This window comes from Polaromonas sp. P1_F2, assembly GCF_056405735.1.
This window is the reverse complement of record NZ_JBFUBN010000008.1, coordinates 25,485-44,635: the sequence shown is the minus strand read 5'-3', so window position 1 is coordinate 44,635 and position 19,151 is coordinate 25,485. Positions and strand designations below refer to the sequence as shown.

11 protein-coding genes and 4 tRNA genes are annotated in these 19,151 nt (G+C 63.5%); 1 reads left to right on the top strand and 14 read right to left on the bottom strand.

What is annotated here, in order from left to right; translation table 11 throughout:
* Positions 1–175 precede the first annotated feature (175 nt).
* From AC1D0O_RS16405 to AC1D0O_RS16395, 3 genes are read right to left on the bottom strand one after another with little or no spacing between them, the layout of a single operon-like run.
* Positions 176–1,660: an efflux transporter outer membrane subunit gene (locus AC1D0O_RS16405; RefSeq protein ID WP_477654568.1), complete on the bottom strand. Its 1,485-nt coding sequence runs from the start codon at positions 1,658–1,660 to the stop codon at positions 176–178.
* Positions 1,653–4,832, bottom strand: coding sequence for an efflux RND transporter permease subunit (locus AC1D0O_RS16400; RefSeq protein WP_477654567.1), 3,180 nt, complete (start codon positions 4,830–4,832; stop codon positions 1,653–1,655). Before AC1D0O_RS16400 ends, AC1D0O_RS16405 begins: the two co-directional genes overlap by 8 nt.
* A 12-nt stretch (positions 4,833–4,844) precedes the next feature.
* The gene (locus AC1D0O_RS16395; protein WP_477654566.1) at positions 4,845–6,125 is read right to left on the bottom strand and encodes an efflux RND transporter periplasmic adaptor subunit; all 1,281 of its coding nucleotides are present in this window, start codon (positions 6,123–6,125) and stop codon (positions 4,845–4,847) included.
* A 182-nt stretch (positions 6,126–6,307) separates the two neighbouring features.
* Here AC1D0O_RS16395 and AC1D0O_RS16390 point away from each other — a divergent pair, with 182 nt between their 5' ends.
* On the top strand, positions 6,308–6,988 hold the full coding sequence (locus AC1D0O_RS16390) for a TetR family transcriptional regulator (RefSeq protein WP_477654565.1): 681 nt from the start codon (positions 6,308–6,310) through the stop codon (positions 6,986–6,988).
* Between the two features lie 7 nt (positions 6,989–6,995).
* Here AC1D0O_RS16390 and AC1D0O_RS16385 read toward each other — a convergent pair whose 3' ends face one another.
* The 11 genes from AC1D0O_RS16385 to AC1D0O_RS16335 all read right to left on the bottom strand — a co-directional run bounded on the left by AC1D0O_RS16385 (position 6,996) and on the right by AC1D0O_RS16335 (position 19,038).
* Positions 6,996–7,628, bottom strand: a complete 633-nt coding sequence (locus AC1D0O_RS16385) for a DUF6806 family protein (protein WP_477654564.1) — start codon at positions 7,626–7,628, stop codon at positions 6,996–6,998.
* Positions 7,629–7,686: 58 nt separating this feature from the next.
* A tRNA-Leu gene (locus AC1D0O_RS16380) sits at positions 7,687–7,779 on the bottom strand.
* A gap of 105 nt (positions 7,780–7,884) precedes the next feature.
* Positions 7,885–7,958: transfer RNA gene (locus AC1D0O_RS16375), tRNA-Cys, on the bottom strand.
* Positions 7,959–8,055: 97 nt separating this feature from the next.
* Positions 8,056–8,131: transfer RNA gene (locus AC1D0O_RS16370), tRNA-Gly, on the bottom strand.
* Between the two features lie 70 nt (positions 8,132–8,201).
* Positions 8,202–10,631, bottom strand: a complete 2,430-nt coding sequence (gene lon, locus AC1D0O_RS16365; protein ID WP_477654563.1) for an endopeptidase La — start codon at positions 10,629–10,631, stop codon at positions 8,202–8,204.
* A gap of 115 nt (positions 10,632–10,746) precedes the next feature.
* The gene (gene clpX / locus AC1D0O_RS16360; protein WP_436154012.1) at positions 10,747–12,012 is read right to left on the bottom strand and encodes an ATP-dependent Clp protease ATP-binding subunit ClpX; all 1,266 of its coding nucleotides are present in this window, start codon (positions 12,010–12,012) and stop codon (positions 10,747–10,749) included.
* Positions 12,013–12,160: 148 nt separating this feature from the next.
* A complete protein-coding gene (gene clpP, locus AC1D0O_RS16355) occupies positions 12,161–12,817 on the bottom strand; it encodes an ATP-dependent Clp endopeptidase proteolytic subunit ClpP (protein WP_305790672.1) in 657 nt (218 codons plus the stop codon).
* A gap of 167 nt (positions 12,818–12,984) precedes the next feature.
* Positions 12,985–14,295: a trigger factor gene (gene tig, locus AC1D0O_RS16350; RefSeq protein ID WP_477654562.1), complete on the bottom strand. Its 1,311-nt coding sequence runs from the start codon at positions 14,293–14,295 to the stop codon at positions 12,985–12,987.
* A gap of 115 nt (positions 14,296–14,410) precedes the next feature.
* A tRNA-Leu gene (locus AC1D0O_RS16345) sits at positions 14,411–14,497 on the bottom strand.
* Positions 14,498–14,615: 118 nt separating this feature from the next.
* Entirely contained in the window at positions 14,616–17,861 is a 3,246-nt protein-coding gene (locus AC1D0O_RS16340) for an efflux RND transporter permease subunit (protein ID WP_477654561.1), read from the bottom strand.
* Between the two features lie 7 nt (positions 17,862–17,868).
* Positions 17,869–19,038 (bottom strand): efflux RND transporter periplasmic adaptor subunit, encoded by a 1,170-nt coding sequence (locus AC1D0O_RS16335; protein ID WP_477654560.1) that lies wholly within the window; start codon positions 19,036–19,038, stop codon positions 17,869–17,871.
* Positions 19,039–19,151: the final 113 nt, after the last annotated feature.

Here is a 19,151-nt window from a genome sequence, read left to right as displayed (position 1 = left end):
CGTGCCTTGTCACTTGAGAGACCCCGCATGGCAGGCCTGGGCATGGATACATTCGGCACACCTGCTAACAAATGAAATCCAATTTCGGGACGCGCACAGCGACCTCAGCCGTAGCCGGGAATAAAAAAGCCCGCCCCCTGTGACAGGGAGCGGGCTGATTTAACGACGACCGGCTTCAGCGGCTGAGCTGGGTGTCGGACTTCAGGCTCAGGGCCGGTTCGGGAGGCGGCTCCTTCCAGCCACCGCCCAGTGTCTTGTACAGCGTGACCTGGCTTTGCAGCTGGGCCAGGCGGGTTTGCACCACGGCCTGGCGCGCGGTGAACAATGCGCGCTGCGCGTCGAGCTGGTCCAGGTAGCTGGCCACGCCGTTCTGGTAGCGCAGGTCCGCCAGCTTGAAGCGCGTGGCCTCGGCATTCGCCTGGGCCTGCTGGGCGCGCAGCTGCTCACCCAGGGTGGCGCGGCCGGCCAGGGCATCGGCCACCTCGCGGAAAGCCGTCTGGATGGACTTCTCGTACTGGGCGATAGCGATGTCGCGCCCGGCGTTGGCCGAATCCAGGCCCGCGCGGTTGCGGCCCGCGTCAAACAGCGGCAGGATCAGCTGCGGCGCCATGGTCCAGCCGTAAGAGCCGCTCTTGAAGAGGCCGTTCAGGTGCGAACTGGCGCTGCCGGCGCTGGCCGTGAGCGAAATGCGCGGGAAAAATGCCGCACGCGCCGCGCCTATGTCGGCATTGGCGGACAACAGCAACTGCTCGGCCTGGCGCACGTCGGGGCGCCGGGTCAGCAGGTCGGAAGGCAGGCCCGCGGGCACGTCGACCATCAAGGGCGCATCGGCCAGGCCCTTGCCGGCCGGCAGGGCCACGGCCAGCTCGCCGGTGAGGGGTTGCCCGATCAGCAAGGTCAGTGCATTCTGGTCCAGCGCGCGCTGGCGCACCTGCTGGGCCAGCGAGACACGCGCCGCCTCGGTCAGCGACTCGGCCTGGCGGAAGTCCAGTTCGGAAGTGACGCCGTTGTCAAAACGTAGCTTGCTGAGCTTGAAGGATTCCTCGCGTGTCACCAGCGTCTGCTGCGTGATCGCCAGCAGTTCTTCATCGGCCAGCAGGCTCAGGTAGGTATTGGCCACCGCGGCGATCAGGCTGATCTGGGTGGTCTTGCGTCCTTCTTCCGTCGCCAGGTATTGCGCCAACGCCGCCTCTTTGAGGCTGGCGACGCGGCCGAAAAAATCCAGCTCGTAGGACGTCATGATCAACCCACCGGTGTAGGCGCTGGTGATGCTGCCGTTGCCGTTGGGATTGGGCTGGCGCGAACCGGTGATGCCGGCGTTGATGGTCGGGAACTGGTCGGCGCGCTGGATCCGGTATTGCGCGCGCGCCTGCTCGATGTTGAGCACGGCGATGCGCAGGTCGCGGTTGTTGCGCAGCGCGGCGTCGATCAGCTTGCGCAGCTGCGAGTCGCTGAAAAACGCCTGCCACTCGATGTCGGCCGCGGCCGGCGTGTTGGCGGTGGGCTGTGTCTGCGCCGACTCGGCAATCCAGCCCGAGGCGGTGGGGTATTGGTCGGCCACCGGGGCGGCCGGCCGTTCGTACTTCGGAATCATGGAACAGCCGGCGAGCATCGCCGCCGCGGCCAGCGCCAAAAGTTGTGGGAGCCTTGTCTTAGTCATGGGCCTTACCTTCATTTCCTTCATCTCCGCTGATGCCTGCCGCTTTGGCATGCTCGGAATACATCCTGTTCTGCCGTTCGCTGCCCTTGAAGAGGCCGCGCACCACCACAAAGAACACGGGGACAAAAATCACCGCCAGGGCCGTACCGGTGATCATGCCGCCTATCACGCCGGTGCCGATGGCGCGCTGGCTCGCGGAGCCTGCACCCGAGGCGATCACCAGCGGCACCACACCCAGGCCGAACGCCAGCGAGGTCATGACGATGGGACGGAAACGCAGGTGGGCCGCCGCCAGCGCGGACTCGATCACGCCCTTGCCCTGCGCCTGCAGGTCCTTGGCGAACTCGATGATCAGAATCGCGTTCTTCGCCGACAGGCCGATGATGGTGATCAGCCCGACCTGGAAGTACACGTCGTTCGCGTAGCTGCGGAACAAGGTGGCGAGCAGCACGCCGATCACGCCCAGTGGCACGACCAGGATCACCGCCAGCGGAATGCTCCAGCTCTCGTACAGCGCGGCCAGGCACAGGAACACCGCCAGGATGGCGAAGCCGTAGAGCAGTGTGGCCTGGGAGCCGGCGAGTTTTTCCTCGCGCGACTGGCCGGTCCATTCAAAGCCGAAGCCCTGGGGCAGCTGGGCCGCGAGCTTTTCCATCTCGGCCATCGCGGCGCCGGTGCTGTAGCCCGGCGCGGCGCTGCCGCCTATGCGCATCGCGGGGTAGCCGTTGTAGCGCACGGTCTGCATGGCGCCGGTGATCCAGCGCGTGCTGGCAAAAGCCGACAGCGGCACGGGCTGGCCCTTGCTGTTGCTGGCGTTGAGCCTGAGCAGGTCGTCGGGCTGCATGCGCGCCGGCGCGTCGGCCTGCACCACCACGCGCTGCAAGCGGCCCTGGTTCGGGAAGTCGTTGATATAGCTCGAGCCCAGTGAGGTCGACAGCACCGAATTGATCGAGTCGAAGGTGACGCCCAGTGCGTTGGCCTTGTCGCGGTCGATGTCGATCTGCAACTGGGGCGCGTCTTCCAGGCCGTCGGGGCGCACCTGCGCGAGCACCGAGCTCTTGGACGCCAGGCCCAGCAACTGGTTGCGCGCATTGACGAGCGCCTGGTGGCCCGCGCCGCCGCGGTCCTGCAGGCGGAAGCTGAAGCCCGAAGCTGTACCCAATTCAGGAATCGGCGGCGGGCTCAGCGGGTAGATGAAGGCGTCACGCACACCCATAAGCGCACCGAAGGCGCGGCCCGCCACGGCGCTGGCCGAATGCTGTTCGCCGTCGCGCTCCTTCCAGTCCTTGAGCGTCACGAAGGCGAGCGCGGCATTCTGGCCCTGGCCGGAGAAGCTGAAGCCAAGCACGCCGACCATGCTTTCGACTTCGGGCTGCTTGAGCATGAAGCCCTCGACGGTCTGCATCACCGAGAGCGTGCGCTCGTAGGTCGCGCCCGGCGGCAGCTGCACGTTCACCAGCAGGTTGCCCTGGTCTTCGTTGGGCAGGAAGGAGGTGGGCAGGCGCAGGTAGACCACCGCGACCGCGCCGATGATGGCCACGTAGATGATGAGGTAGCGCGCCGCGCGCTTGAGGATGCGCGCGACCATGCTTTCATAGCTCTTGGCCGTGCGCGAAAAACCGCGGTTGAACCAGCCGAAGAAACCGGTCTTGGCATGGTGGTGCCCGGCTTCGACCGGCTTGAGAAGCGTGGCGCACAGCGCCGGCGTGAGCGACAGGGCCATGAAGGCCGAGAAGGCGATGGACGAGACCATCACCGCCGAGAACTGGCGGTAGATGTTGCCGGTCGAGCCCGCGAAGAAGGCCAGCGGAACGAACACCGAAATCAGCACCACGGTCACGCCGATGATGGCGCCCGAAATCTGGCCCATGGCTTTGCGGGTCGCCTCCAGCGGTGGCAAGCCCTCCTCGGTCATGATGCGTTCGACGTTCTCGACCACCACGATCGCATCGTCCACCACGATACCGATGACCAGCACCATGCCGAACATGGTCAGCACGTTGATTGAGAACCCGAGCGCCAGCAGCGTGGCAAAGGTGCCCAGCAGCGCGATAGGCACGACGATGGTCGGGATGATGGTGTAGCGCCAGTTTTGCAGGAACAGGAACATCACCAGGAACACCAACGCCACCGCCTCGAACAGCGTCTCGGCCACTTGCGAGATCGAGATCTTGACGAAGCGCGAACTGTCGTAAGGGATGCTCCACTTCATGCCTTGCGGGAAGTAGCGCTCGAGTTCGGTCATCTTCTCGCGCACGGCTTTAGCCGAGGCCAGGGCATTGCCGCTGGGCGCGAGCTGCACGCCGATACCGATGGCCTGCTTGCCGTTCAGGCGCGCCGAGGTCGCGTAGGACTGGCCGCCGAGTTCGATGCGCGCCACGTCCTTGAGGCGCACCGCCGAGCCGTCGGTGTTGGCGCGCAGCACGATGTTGCCGAACTGCTCGACGTTGGCGAGCTGGCCGTTGACCACCACGGTGGCCGCGATGCCCTGCCCCGCCACATTGGGCCGGTCGCCGATGCTGCCGGCGGATACCTGGGCATTCTGGGCGCGGATCGCAGTGTTGACGTCGTTCGCCGAGAGGCTGACGCCGCGCAGCTTGGCCGGGTCCAGCCAGATGCGCATGGCGCGCTCGCTGCCGAACAGCTGGGCCTGGCCGATGCCTTTGACGCGCTGCAGTTCAGGCACGATGTTGCGCGAGGCATAGTCGCCCAGCGCAACGGGGTCATGCGCCGGGTTGTCGGACGAGAGCATGGTGAACAGCAGGAAGTTGGAGCGCGACTTGTCGACGCGCACGCCTTGCTGCGTCACCGCGGCGGGCAGGCGCGGCGAGGCGCGCGAGAGCCGGTTCTGCACGTCCACCTGCGCCAGGTCGGGGTTGGTGCCGGGCTCAAAGCTCAGCGTGATGCTGCCGGTGCCGTCGGCCTGCGCAACCGACTCCATGTAAATGAGGCCGGGCGAACCGTTCATTTCGCGCTCGATCACCGACAGCACGCTGTCCTCCAGCGTCTGGGCCGAAGCGCCCGGGTAGGCGGTATTGACGACGATGGCGGGCGGCGCCACGGGCGGGTACTGGGAGATCGGCAGCTGCGTGATCGCCACGCCGCCCATTACCAGGATGAACAGTGCGATCACCCAGGCAAAGATCGGCCGATCAATGAAAAACTTGGCCATGTGCGGGGCTCCTTACTTCGCTGCCGCGGATGCTGCGGAAGCGGCGGGTTTCGCGGCGGATGCGCCTGATGCCGGTGCCGCCGGGGCGGATGCCGCGCCAGCCGCTGGCTTGGCGCCGGGCGCCTGCCACGGCACGGGCTTGACGGTGGCGCCGGGCTGCAGTTTCTGGAAGCCGTCGACCATGACCTGCTCGCCGGTCTTCAGGCCGTCCAGCACCACCCACTGGTTGCCCTGAGCCGAACCGATCTTGATGGTGCGCGGGCTGACTTTGCCGTCGGCGCCCACGACCATGACGGTGTCGCCCTGCGCCGTGCGTGTGACGGCCTGCTGCGGCAAGGTGACGGCATTGCTGGCTTGCGCCTGCTCCAGGCGCACGCGCACGTAGAGGCCCGGCAGTAGCTGGCCGCCGGGGTTGGGGACTTCGGCGCGCAGGGTGATCTGCCCGGTCGTGGCGTCGACCGTGAGATCGGAAAACAGCAGGCGGCCGGGACGCGCGTATTCGCTGCCGTCTTCAAGCACGACGCGCACGCTGGCGGCTTCGGCGCCGCTGGCGCGCTTGAACTGGCCGCTGTCCATCGCGGCGCGCAGCTTCATGATCTCGGGCGCCGACTGTGTGAAGTTGACGTACATGGGATTGATCTGCTGGATCACGGCAAGCTGCGTGGCCTCGCCCTGCCCGACCAGCGCGCCTTCGGTCACCAGCGCGCGGCCGATGCGGCCTGAGATTGGCGCCGTCACCGAGGCATAACCCAGGTTGATGCTGGCGGTCTGCACGCTGGCCTTGCCCACGGCCACGTCGGCTTCGGCCTGTTTCTGCGCGGCCACGGCGGTGGCGTATTCCTGCTTGCTGACGGCGTTGGCTTCGACCAGCGGCTTGTAGCGCTCGGCCAGCGAAGTGGCCTGCGCCAGATTGGCTTCAGCGCGGGCCTGACTGGCCTTGGCGCTGGCGGCCGCGGCCGCGTAGGGCGCGGCATCAATGCTGAACAGTTGCTGGCCTTCCTTGACGTCGCTGCCCTCGCGGAACAGGCGCTTCTGCAGGATGCCGGCGGCGCGCGCCCTGACTTCGGCGACGCGCGAAGCTTCCAGGCGGCCGGGCAGTTCGGTAATCAGGCCCACGTCGCCCTGTGTGACCGTGACCACACCGACTTCAGCTGGCGGCGGCGCACCGCCGGGTGCGCCGCCGCCTTTGCCGCATCCGGCCAGGAGCAAGGCCAGTGCCGCTGCGACAGCAAGAGGCTGGTATTTCAGGAGTTGAGGGGGTACAAATGAAGGGGCAACGCGAAACTTGGGCATGCTATTCCTCGAAATTTTGGGAAAAAAGCGCAAAGCGGGAGAGGCAGTCGGTAATTGAGGCAAAGCTCATTCACCGAAAACGAAAAGAATAAGGGTTTTTGCGAGTGTTATAGTTTACATACATTTATGAATGTATAACAACAATCCGGGGATTTACCCGGAATTTACCTTGGAGGCAGTCAATGGCCCGTCGAACAAAAGAAGAAGCTTTGGCCACCCGCCACAAGCTGCTGGATGCGGCCGAGCACTTGTTTCAATCCCAAGGGGTGTCGCGCACCAGCCTGCAGGACATCGCCCGGCGGGCAGGCGCCACCCGCGGCGCCGTTTACTGGCACTTCAAGGACAAGGCGGACCTCTTCAACGCGATGATGGAGCGGGTCACGCTGCCCCTGGAAGAGTCCTTCAACCATGAGAACGAAAAACAGGAAACCCCCGGCGAAGCCGGCCTCAACGCGATAGAGCGGATACGGCTGTCCACCGTCAATGCCCTGAGGCAGATCGTGACCGATGCGCAGACCCGCCGGGTGTTTGAGGTCGCGACGCAGAAAGTCGAATATGTGGAAGAACTCCAGGCCGTGCGCCTTCGCCATCTCGCGGTGCGCAACGGCTTTCTGGAACGCATCCAGCAGGGCATGGAAACCGCCGCCGGCCAGATGAGCCTCACCTTGCCGGTGCCAGCATCGGTGGGCGCGCAGGGCCTGCATGCCCTCATTGACGGAATCATCCAGAACTGGCTACTGGACCCGCAGGCCTTTGACCTGCTGGAAGTGGGCCAGTGCGCGATTGACGTCTACCTGCGCGGCCTGGGCTTTCCCGGGGAGGCGCAGAGCGCCACAGCCCCCTGCGGCGTTTCCACGCCCTAGCGCCCTGCTAGTGCAGGTGCCTCGGCTTGCGGCCGCCGCCGTGACCTGAGCCGCCCTGCGGCCCGCCCAGCCCGCGTGGCGGCTTGCCGAGCTGCATGGAGTTGACCAAGGCGTCAAAGCGCTGCTCAAACAGCTTGTCGACCGCCGCGACAACCTCGCCGAGCTCGGAGCCGTCGAAGTGGCGCTCCATCAGGCCAATCATGTCCTGCACCAGCAGGTCGCGCTGGACCTGCATGATGGCAGCCGGGGTCGGGCCGACGAAGTACATCGCGAAGTCGTCACGCGCTTCTTCATCCTCGTCGCTTTCGTCCTCGTCGAAGTCGGAATCGTAAAACGTCACTTCGATGGGCGCACCCGCCTCGGCAAGATCGTTGAGGCCCATGCACATTTCGTCGAGCGCCTGGCGGAAGTCTTCATCGCCCGGCACCGTCCAGCACATCTGCAGCAAATGCTTTTGGACGTCGAAACGGATGCCCGGCTCTTCCTCATAGGCGCTCGCGGCGGCTGCCGCCAGGGATTTGGAACCCGCGTACTTCCACAGCGGCTTCAGAGCCTCCTGCAGCTGCTCAAAGGTAACGTCCACACGCAAAGGCACTTCGCCGTGCACGTGGATCTCAAAAGGTGTGTTGTAACGGGACATGATGGAATTTATCTTACCCAGTTTTCAAAAGCGCGCCCGGCGCATGGGTGAGCCGCTGTGGTGCCTGAGACCGGAATCGAACCGGTACGCCCGCTATTCACGAAGCGGCGGATTTTAAGTCCGCTGTGTCTACCTATTTCACCACTCAGGCTCAAACGCTTTACGCAAGGCTCCGTGCAGAACATCAGGCCCGGCGTCTCACAACGTATTGTTAAACAAAAAAGCCCCATGGCTGGGGCTGATTGCAAGGGTTTGGTGGAGGCGCGGCCCGGAGTCGAACCGGGCTAGCCGGATTTGCAATCCGGTACATAACCGCTTTGTTACCGCGCCGTATTCTGTCTGCATCGACAAGCCCACTGGCTTGCCGACTATTTATATGAAACCCCCAATGAAAAAGGACAGCATTTTGAAGTGCTGCCCTTTAAATTGGAGCGGGAGAAGAGTCTCGAACTCTCGACCTCAACCTTGGCAAGGTTGCGCTCTACCAACTGAGCTACTCCCGCGATAACAGCCTCAAATTATAGCGTAGTTTTTCGGCTTTTCCAAATTGTCCAAAAAAACTTTGCCAAAGACTTAATGTTTGACCGTGCCTGCGGCTTCCGCCGGCGCAACCGCGGCGGCCGGCGCGGCAACGGCGGCTTCTTCATCCGTCAAGGGAACGGGCTGGCGCTCAAGCGCGACCTGCAGTACCTGGTCTATCCATTTCACGGGCACGATCTCCAGGCCGCTTTTGACGTTGTCGGGAATCTCCTGCAGGTCCTTGGCGTTTTCCTCGGGGATCAGCACGGTCTTGATGCCGCCGCGCAATGCCGCCAGCAGTTTTTCCTTCAGGCCGCCGATCGCCGTGACTTCACCGCGCAGCGTGATCTCGCCCGTCATGGCCACATCGCCGCGCACCGGGATGCCAGTCATGGCGGAAACAAAAGCCGTCGTCATCGCGGCGCCGGCGCTTGGGCCGTCCTTGGGCGTCGCGCCATCGGGCACGTGGATGTGGATGTCGCGCTTCTCGAACATCTCGTCCTTGATGCCAAGCATCTTGGAGCGGCTGCGCACCACCGTGCGCGCGGCCTCCACGGATTCCTTCATGACGTCGCCCAGCGAACCGGTGCGCGTGATCACGCCCTTGCCGGGCATCATGGCGGCTTCAATCGTCAGCAGGTCACCGCCGACTTCGGTCCATGCCAGGCCGACGACCTGGCCAACCTGGTTTTGCTGCTCGGCGCGGCCATAGTTGAATTTACGCACGCCCAGGAAATCGTTGAGGTTGTCCGGCGTGACGATGACCTTGGGCTCCATCTTCTTGAGCTGGATGCCCTTGATGACCTTGCGGCAGATTTTGGAGAGCTCACGCTCGAGCGAGCGCACGCCGGCTTCTCGCGTGTAGTAGCGCACGATGTCGCGCACGGCCTGCTCCTGCACTTCCAGCTCGTCTTCCTTCACGCCGTTGTTCTTGACCTGCTTGGGCAGCAGGTAGCGCATGGCGATGCTGGTCTTTTCATCTTCGGTGTAGCCGGACAGGCGAATCACTTCCATACGGTCCAGCAGGGCCGGCGGAATGTTCATCGAGTTCGAGGTGGCGACGAACATCACGTCGCTCAGGTCGAAGTCGACCTCGACGTAGTGGTCGCCGAAAGTGTGGTTCTGTTCCGGGTCCAGCACCTCCAGCAGCGCACTGGAAGGGTCGCCGCGGAAGTCGGTACCCAGCTTGTCGATCTCGTCGAGCAGGAACAGCGGGTTGCGCGTACCGGCCTTGGTCAGGCTTTGCAGGACCTTGCCCGGCAAGGCGCCGATGTAGGTGCGGCGATGGCCGCGGATTTCCGCCTCGTCGCGCATGCCGCCCAGGGCCATGCGCACATATTTGCGGCCGGTCGCCTTGGCGATGGACTGGCCCAGCGAGGTCTTGCCCACACCGGGAGGCCCGACGAGGCACAGGATGGGCGCCTTGAGCTTGTCGACGCGCTGCTGCACCGCGAGGTATTCGACGATGCGGTCCTTGACCTTCTCGAGCCCGTAGTGGTCTTCGTTGAGCACGTTCTCGGCATTGCCCAGGTCGTGCTTGATCTTGGTCTTCTTGCTCCACGGCAGGCCGGTCAGCACGTCGATGTAGGTGCGCACCACCGTCGCCTCGGCGGACATGGGCGACATGAGCTTGAGCTTCTTGAGCTCGCTCTCGGCCTTCTTGCGCGCTTCCTGCGGCATCTTGGCGGACTTGATCTTCTTTTCGATCTCTTCGATGTCAGCGCCCTCTTCGCCTTCGCCCAGTTCCTTCTGGATGGCCTTGACCTGCTCGTTGAGGTAGAAGTCGCGCTGGTTCTTTTCCATCTGGCGCTTCACGCGGCCGCGGATTTTCTTGTCGACGTTGAGGATGTCGACCTCGCGCTCGAGCTGCTCGTAGAGGTTCTCGAGCCGCGCCTTGACATTGGCCAAGTCCAGGATCACCTGCTTCGCGTCGAGCTTGAGGGGCAGGTGCGCGGCAATCGTGTCGGCCAGGCGGCCGGCGTCGTCGATGCTGGAGATCGACGTGAGGATTTCCGGCGGGATTTTTTTGTTCAGCTTGACGTAGTGGTCGAACTGCTGCATCACCGCGCGGCGCAGGGCCTCGATTTCACTGGTCTTGTCGCCGGCGATCACGACCACCGTTTCGACGGGCGTCACGTTGGCGGAAAAATGCTGCTCGCCTTCTTCAATCTTGTTGACGGTGGCGCGCTGCTGGCCTTCGACCAGCACCTTCACCGTGCCGTCGGGCAGCTTGAGCAGCTGCAGGATGGTGGCGATACAGCCGACTTCGAACATGTCCTCGACGGAGGGCTCGTCCTTGGCGGCGGCTTTTTGCGCCACCAGCATGATGCGGCGCTCGGCCTCCATGGCTGACTCCAGCGCCTTGATGCTCTTGGGGCGGCCCACGAACAGCGGGATCACCATGTGCGGAAACACCACCACGTCCCGCAAGGGCAGGAGCGGCAGGTCGATGGGGGTGGAAGGCAATGAAGTTTGTCCGGACATATAAACCTTAAACGTTGGCCGTGGCAGCCAGTTGCATGGCCCGGCGAAACACAATCAACCCAGACATGGGGCGCGGGAGGCGCTTTTCAAGCATTCCGGCCAGCCTTTGTGATCTTCAGGCTTTCTTGGCCGCTTCGCGGTATACCAGCAAGGGGGCCTTGCTCTCTTCAATTGTGGACTCATCCACGACAACCTTGTCGACATTGCTGGCATTGGGCAGGTCGAACATGGTGTCGATCAGCGACTGCTCCAGGATGGAACGCAGGCCGCGCGCGCCAGTTTTGCGGGCCAGGGCCTTGCGCGCGATGGCCTTGAGCGCGGACGGGCGAATCTCGAGATCCACACCTTCCATGGCCAGCAGCTTGCTGAACTGCTTGACCACGGCATTTTTCGGCTCGGTCAGGATCTGCACCAGCGCATCTTCACTGAGCTCAGCCAGCGTGGCGACCACGGGCATGCGGCCGACCAGTTCGGGGATCAGGCCGAACTTGATCAGGTCTTCCGGCTCGACTTCCTTGAAGGCGTCGGTCAGGGTGCGGGACTTCTTGCTTTTGACGGTCGCCCCGAACCCCATGCCCGAGGCTTCGGTGCGGTTTTCAATGACTTTTTCCAGGCCGGCGAAGGCGCCGCCGCAAATGAACAGGATGTTGGTGGTGTCCACCTGCAGGAAATCCTGGTTTGGATGCTTGCGGCCGCCCTGCGGCGGCACCGAGGCCATGGTGCCTTCGATCAGCTTGAGCAGCGCCTGCTGCACGCCCTCGCCCGACACGTCGCGCGTGATGGAGGGGTTGTCGGACTTGCGCGAGATCTTGTCGATTTCATCGATGTAGACGATGCCCTGCTGGGCGCGCTCGACTTCGTAGTTGCAGCTTTGCAGCAGCTTCTGGATGATGTTTTCGACGTCCTCGCCCACATAGCCGGCTTCGGTCAGCGTGGTGGCGTCGGCCATCACGAACGGCACGTTGAGCGTGCGCGCCAGGGTCTGGGCCAGCAGGGTTTTACCCGAACCGGTAGGGCCGATCAGCAAGATATTGCTCTTGGTCAGCTCCACGTCGTCTTTTTTGGCTTTTTCCTTGTGGCGCAGCCGCTTGTAGTGGTTGTACACCGCCACGGCCAGCGTGCGCTTGGCCGGCTCCTGGCCGATCACATAGCCGTCCAGCGTCCCCTTGATTTCCAGGGGGGTGGGCAAATCGGTGCGGGTTTCGCGGACATCTTCGCCGGCGGGAAGTTCGTCGCGGATGATCTCGTTGCAGAGATCGATGCATTCGTCGCAGATGAATACCGAGGGGCCAGCGATCAGTTTTTTAACTTCGTGCTGACTTTTACCGCAAAAAGAGCAGTGCAAAGTCTTTTCGCTGGAGGAGCCTTTTTTCTCGGCCATTGGTGGGGATGCCTTTAAGGTGCCTGTAGGGAACTGTTACCTAATGATAACCAATAAAAAAACGGCGTTTCTGTTACAGAAAACGCCGTTGTTGCTGAGCAACTTGAGGGGTTTAAGCCGTTTTGGCCGGCTTTACCGCCCCGGACGCTCAGGGCCGCTTGGCGATGACCTGGTCGACCAGGCCGTATTCCTTGGCCTCGTCCGCAAACATGAAATAGTCCCGTTCTGTATCGCGTTCGATCTTTTCAACCGGCTGGCCGCAGTTGGCTGCCATGATCCGGTTGAGCTGGTCACGCGTCTTGAGAATGTCGCGGGCGTGGATTTCGATGTCCGTGGCCTGGCCTTGCGCGCCGCCCGAGGGCTGGTGAATCATCACGCGCGAGTTCGGCAGCGAGAAGCGCTTGCCCTTGGTGCCGGCCGACAGCAGGAAAGCGCCCATGCTGGCCGCCATGCCCACGCAAAGGGTGGAGACGTCGGGCTTGATGAACTGCATGGTGTCGTAAATCGCCATGCCGGCCGTCACGGAACCGCCCGGCGAGTTGATGTAGAAGGAAATGTCCTTGTCCGGGTTTTCGCTTTCCAGGAACAAGAGCTGGGCCACCACCAGGTTGGCGGTCTGGTCGTTGACCGGGCCCACCAGGAAGATCACGCGCTCTTTCAGCAGGCGCGAGTAAATGTCGTAGGAGCGCTCGCCGCGGCCGGACTGCTCGATGACCATGGGCACCATGCCCAGGCCCTGCGCATCCTGGGCGCCGGCTTGCGGGCCGGTATAGGCGCCGCCGTAAATACTGTTTCGGACCATCATGTTTTCTCCAGAGATGTTTGTACTGTACCCAAAAACTCCCTCAGGGAATTTCGGCGGGGGCTGACAGCCGGTTCGCAGGCCGCCAAACCGTAGCCCAATGAAATTGGGGCCTGCGCCGCAAAGCGCAAGCCCCAAGGTCAGGAAAGATCAGGAAAGGCGGTGAAGAATCAGTTCTGGCCCATCAGGTCGTCGAAGGAAATAGCCTTTTCGGTAACCTTGGCCTTGCCCAGCACGAAGTCGGTGACGTTGTTTTCGATCACAACGGCCTCGACTTCGGCCATGCGGCGGTTGTCGCTCAGGTACCAGCGCACCACATCTTGCGGCTTTTCGTAGCTAGCGGCCAGCTCTTCGATGTGCGCCTTGAGCTGGTCAGGCTTGGCCTGCAGGTCGTTGGTGCGCACCAGTTCGGCCACCACCAGGCCCAGGCGCACGCGCTTTTCGGCTTGCGGGCGGAAGATTTCTTCGGGAATCGGCGCCTTGTCGGCGTCCTTGATGCCGCGCTGTTTCAGGTCGGCGCGGGCGCCTTCGATCATGCGGTCCAGTTCAGCCTGAACGCTGGACTTTGGCAGGTCGAGTTCGGCGTTGGCGACCAGCGCGTCCATCACGGCGTTCTTGTTGCGGGCCAGCAGGCGGAACTTGACTTCGCGCTCGAGGTTTTTCTTGATGTCGGCGCGCAGCCCTTCAACCGTTGCCTCGGCAATGCCCAGCGACTTCGCCAGTGCTTCGTTGACTTCGGGCAGGTGGGCGGCTTCGACCTTCTTGACCGTCACGAGGAAGTCGGCCTGTTTGCCGGCCACGTCCTTGCCGTGGTAGTCGGCCGGGAAGTTCAGCGGGAAGGTCTTGCTTTCGCCGGTCTTCATGCCACGCACGGCGTCTTCGAATTCCTTGAGCATCTGGCCGTCGCCGATCAGGAACTGGTAGTCCTCGGCCTTGCCGCCGGCAAAGGGTTCGCCGTCGATCTTGCCTTCAAAGTCGATGGTGGCGCGGTCGCCGTCCTGTGCCGGCGCGTCGGCTGCGCGCTGGGCGAAGGTGCGGCGCTGCTTGCGCAGGATGTCCAGGGTCTTGTCGATGGCCGCGTCGCTGACGTCGGCGCTGACTTTTTCCACCTGGGCGCCCGACAGGTCGGCGATCTTGACTTCGGGATAGACCTCGAACACCGCGTCGAACGCGAGTTCGCCTTCGGGGGCGCCCTCTTTTTCGCTGATGCGGGGCTGGCCGGCGACGCGCAGCTTGGCCTCGTTGGCGGCCACGGCGAAGGCTTCACCGACCTTGTCGTTCATGACTTCGTAATGCACCGAATAGCCATAGCGCTGGGCCACGACGTTCATCGGGACCTTGCCCGGACGGAAGCCGTCCATCTTGACCGTGCGGGCCAGGCGCTTCAGGCGGGTGTCAACTTCCGACTGGATGGTGTTGACGGGCAGCGTGAGCGTCATTTTGCGCTCGAGCTTTTCAAGGGTTTCAACAGTCACGGCCATGATGGTCTTCCTAAGATCAAAAAATAGTCAAAACAGGTTTTCACCTGGCATGTCGCGGATTTTCCGCAACGCCTGAGCGCATGGCCGCAAGAACTGCCGCCCGCAAGCCTCAGGGTGGTGCGCGGGGGGGGACTCGAACCCCCACACCATTGCTGGCGTCAGGACCTAAACCTGGTGCGTCTACCAATTTCGCCACCCGCGCGCCGGAAATAAAAACGGGAATCCGAAAAAACTCCGAATCCCCGCTTGAAATCGGTCAACTCTCTATTTTAGCCGTATCGCGCCCGGTTTTTGCGTCCGGGCGGACGGGCCAGGGAGAATCAGGCCGGCAGTGCTGTTTCGGCCGGGTGTGGCTTCGTTTCCTGCTTGTCTTCGCGTTTGACGCGGAACCAGGCTGCATACATGGCCGGCAAGGCCAGCAGCGTCAGCACCGTCGCCACCACCAGGCCGCCCATGATGGCGACCGCCATAGGCCCCCAGAACACGCTGCGAGACAGCGGGATCATGGCCAGCACGGCAGCCGCCGCCGTCAGCACGATGGGCCGCAACCGGCGCACGGCCGATTCGACGATCGCGTCCCAGGCCGGCACGCCGCGGGCGCGGTCCTGCTCGATCTGGTCGATCAAAATCACGGAATTGCGCTGGATCATGCCCATCAACGCGATAACGCCCAGCAGGGCGACGAAGCCGAAAGGCCGTCCCAGCAGCAACAGCGCGGCGGCCACGCCTGCAATACCCAGCGGGCCGGTCACAAAGACCAGCATGGTCCGGCTGAAGCTCTGCAACTGAAGCATCAGCAAGGTAAGAATCAGGAAGCCCGCGATTGGCAAGCCGGCAACAATCGAAGACGAACCCTTTGAGCTTTCCTCCACCGCACCGGCCACCTGGATGCGATAGCCCGTCATGCCCTTGTCCAGCCATTTGGCTTCCAGCGCCTTGAGCTTGGGCATCAGTTCCTGCGTGACGGTGGCACCCTGCAGGCCTTCGACGATGTCGCTCTGGACCGTGATGGCGTAGTCGCGGTTCTCGCGCCACATCACGCCCGGCTCCCAGGTGAACACCGGCTTGGCGATCTGCGTGAGCGGAATCGACTTGCCCGACGCCGTGGGCAGGTAGGCATTGCCGATGTCGGTGATCGCGTTGCGCTCGTCCAGCGGCTGGCGCAGCACGATGTCGATCAGCTTGTCGCCTTCGCGGAACTGGCCCACCTGTGTGCCCGCCAGGATGGTGCGCGAGGCCTGGGCGATCGACTGGCTGGTTACGCCCATCGCGCGCGCCTTGGCCTGATCCACCTCAAGGCGCAGCACCTTGACCGACTCATTCCAGTTGTCGTTCACGCCGCGCGTGTTGCCGCTTTCGCGCATCACCGCCTTGACCTCGTCGGCACGCTCGCGCAGCACCAGCGGGTCTATGCCCACCACGCGGAACTGCACCGGGTAAGGGACAGGCGGGCCGTTGGGCAGCAGCTTGACGCGGCCGCGCACCTCGGGGAATTCGGTGGCCAGCAAGGCCGGCAGCTTGATGCGCAGCGATTCGCGCACCTTCAGGTCCTTGGGCAGCACAATCATCTGCGAGACGTTGGTCTGCGGAAAGACCTGGTCCAGCGGCAGGTAAAAACGCGGCACGCCCGAACCTATCCAGGTGCTGACCGTGGTGACGCCCTCTTCCTTCATCAGGCGCTGTTCGACGCGTTTGGCGGTGGCCTCGTTGGCGGCGAAAGAGGTGCCTTCGGGGAACCAGATGTCGACCATGATCTCGGGCCGGCTGGAGTCGGGGAAGAACTGCTGCTGCACCTTGCCCATGCCGACGATGCCCAGCGCGAAGATCAACACCGTGGATCCGATGGTGATCCAGCGATGCTCCACGCACCAGCTCACCGTCTTGCGAAAGTTGCTGTAGAACGGGCTGTCGAACATTTCGTGCGGGCTGTCCTGGCCCGCGGCCACTTCCTGCACGTGCGGCGGCACCTTGAGCAACAGCGTGCCCAGGTAGGGAACGAAGTACACCGAGACGATCCAGCTGAGCACCAGCGCGATCACCGTCACCGCGAAAATCGCGAAGGTGTATTCACCGGTCGTGGATTTGGCCAGGCCAATCGGCAGAAAGCCCGCGGCGGTGATCAGTGTGCCCGTCAGCATGGGCATGGCGGTGATCTCGTAGGCGAAGGTGGCGGCGCGCACCTTGTCGTAGCCTTCTTCCATCTTGCGCACCATCATCTCGACGGCAATGATGGCGTCGTCCACCAGCAAGCCCAGCGCGATGATCAGCGAGCCCAGCGAGATCTTGTGCAGACCTATGCCGTAGTACCACATGGCCAGAAAAGTCAGGCTCAGCACCAGCGGGATGGTGATACCCACCACCAGGCCGGGCCGCATGTCGATGTAATAACGCTTCCACAGCGGCAAGGGGCCTCCGCCATTGGTCGGGCGCTTGTGAAAACCCAGGCTGATGAAGCTCACCGCCAGCACGATCACCACGGCCTCGATCAGCACGCGCACGAATTCATTGACCGAGGTGGCCACCGCCTTGGGCTGGTTCTGCACGTTCACGAGCCTGATGCCGGCCGGCAGGGTTTTTTCGATGCGGCCTGACAGCGCCGTGAGCGACTTGCCCAGCGCGATGATGTCTCCGCCCTTGGCCATGGAGACACCCAGCGCGATCACTTCCTTGCCCTGGTGGTGCACTTTCACGGAAGGCGGGTCCACATAACCGCGCTTGATCTCGGCGATGTCGCCCAGCTGCAGTTGGCCGCCCGAGCTGCCGCGTATCGGCATGGCGCGCAACTGCTCTATCACCTCGAACTGGCCCGCCACGCGCACCTGCACCACGTCCAGCGGCGTCTGCACCGCGCCGGCCGATTCGATGGCGTTTTGCTGGCCGAGCTGGGCCAGCACCTGGTTCAGGTCCAGCCCCAGTTGCGCCAGGCGCTTTTGCGAAATCTCGATGAAAACTTTTTCGTCCTGCACACCGAAGAGCTCTACCTTGCTCACGTCAGGCACGCGCAGCAGCTGCTGGCGCACATCGTCGGCGAAGGTCTTGACCTCGGCGTAATTGAAGCCGTCGGATTCGAGCGCGTAGATCACGCCGTAGACGTCGCCAAACTCATCGTTGAAGAACGGCCCCTGGATGCCGCCCGGCAAGGTGCCGCGCATGTCACCTATCTTCTTGCGCACCGAATACCAGACGTTGGCGACTTCGGCCGGCTTGGAGGAGTCCTTGATCTGGAAAATGATCTGCGACTCACCGGGCTTGGAATAGCTGCGGATGCGGTCGGAATACGGTGCTTCCTGCAGTGTGCGCTCCAGCTTGTCGGTGACCTGCTCGGCCACCTGCTGCGCCGTGGCGCCCGGCCAGTAGGTGCGCACCACCATGGCGCGGAAGGTGAAGGGCGGATCCTCGTCCTGCCCGAGCTGGAAGTAGGATGCGAAGCCCAGGATCATCAGCACCAGCAGCAGGTAACGCGTGAGCGCCGGATGGTCCAGCGCCCATTTGGAAAGATTGAAGCGGGTCGAGGGCGAAGCGAGTTCGCCGGCAGGGTTGTTGCCGTCTTGGTGGGCTTGCGTCATGGCCGCCTCACTTCGCGCCGGAGGCAGCGGATGCGGGCGCCGAAGCGGCGCCAGCGGAGACCGGAGTCACTCCCGCCGCCTGCACCGGCGTGGCACCGGCCAGGGCCACACTGGGCTGGTAGAGCGTGACCTTCTGGCCCGGCGACAGCACATGCACGCCGGCACTCACCACCAGCATGCCTGGCTGCAGCCCGGCCCCCACGACCACCTCGTTGCCGTCGGCCGTCGCGACCTGGATGATTTGCGGCTTGACCGTCATGGTGGCCTTGTCGACCACCCACACAGCCGTGGCCTTGCCTTCCTGGCGCAAGGCCGTGGTCGGGAGCTTGATCACCGGCGCGCCCACGGCACCACCCGATTCAGGCACCACATACACCGTGGCGCCCAGAGGCGGCGGCTCCTTGGCATCGATAGAAACCTTGATGGTGTAGGTGCGCGTGACCGGGTCGCTGCTGGCGGCCACCTCGCGGACCTTGCCGGCCAGATCGGCGTTTTGCGACCAGACGCGTATCTTGACCGCCGAGCCGGTCTTGATGCCGGCTACCTTATCTTCGGGCACCGAAAACACCACGTCGCGCACGCCGTCCGCCGCGATGCGCACCACCGGCGCGCCCGCCGCCACGACCTGGCCCGGTTCGGCCTCAATGGCAGTCACCACACCCGATACATCAGCGACCAGCGCCGCGTAATTGGCCTGGTTGCCCTGCACTGCGAACTGCGACTGAGCCTGCTCGAGCTGGGCTTGCGCCGCCTTGAGCGTGGTTTCACGGCGCTCCAGTTCGGCGCCGCTGATGAAGTTCTGCTCCTTGAGCTCCTTGTAGCGCTTGAAGTCGGCGGCCGCGAGGTCGCGGTTGGTGGCCGCCGCAGCCACCTGGGCGCGAGCCGAATCTGCAGCCAGCCTGAAGTCCTGAGGATCCAGCTGGGCCAGAACTTGCCCCGCCTTCACGCGCTGGCCCAATTCGGCCTGGCGCTTGATGATCTTGCCGCCGACCCGAAAGCCCAGCCTGGACTCGACCTGGGCTTTGACCTCGCCCGCATATTCGTGGCTGGACGAAAACGCGTTGATCCCCACGGTGACCACCTTCACGGCGCGAACCGGTTCCTCAGGTGGGGCGGACTTGGAACAGGCTGCCAGCAACACGGCGGCGCCCACCAGGGAGAAAACGGTTTTATTCATGGTCGAATGGGTGTGAAAACTCGGACGGCAAGCAGCCAGGAAAAGCTTGCAAAACTCACTACTGACTGACCGGTTAGTAATCTAGGGTAAATGCCAGGGCTTGTCAAGCGACA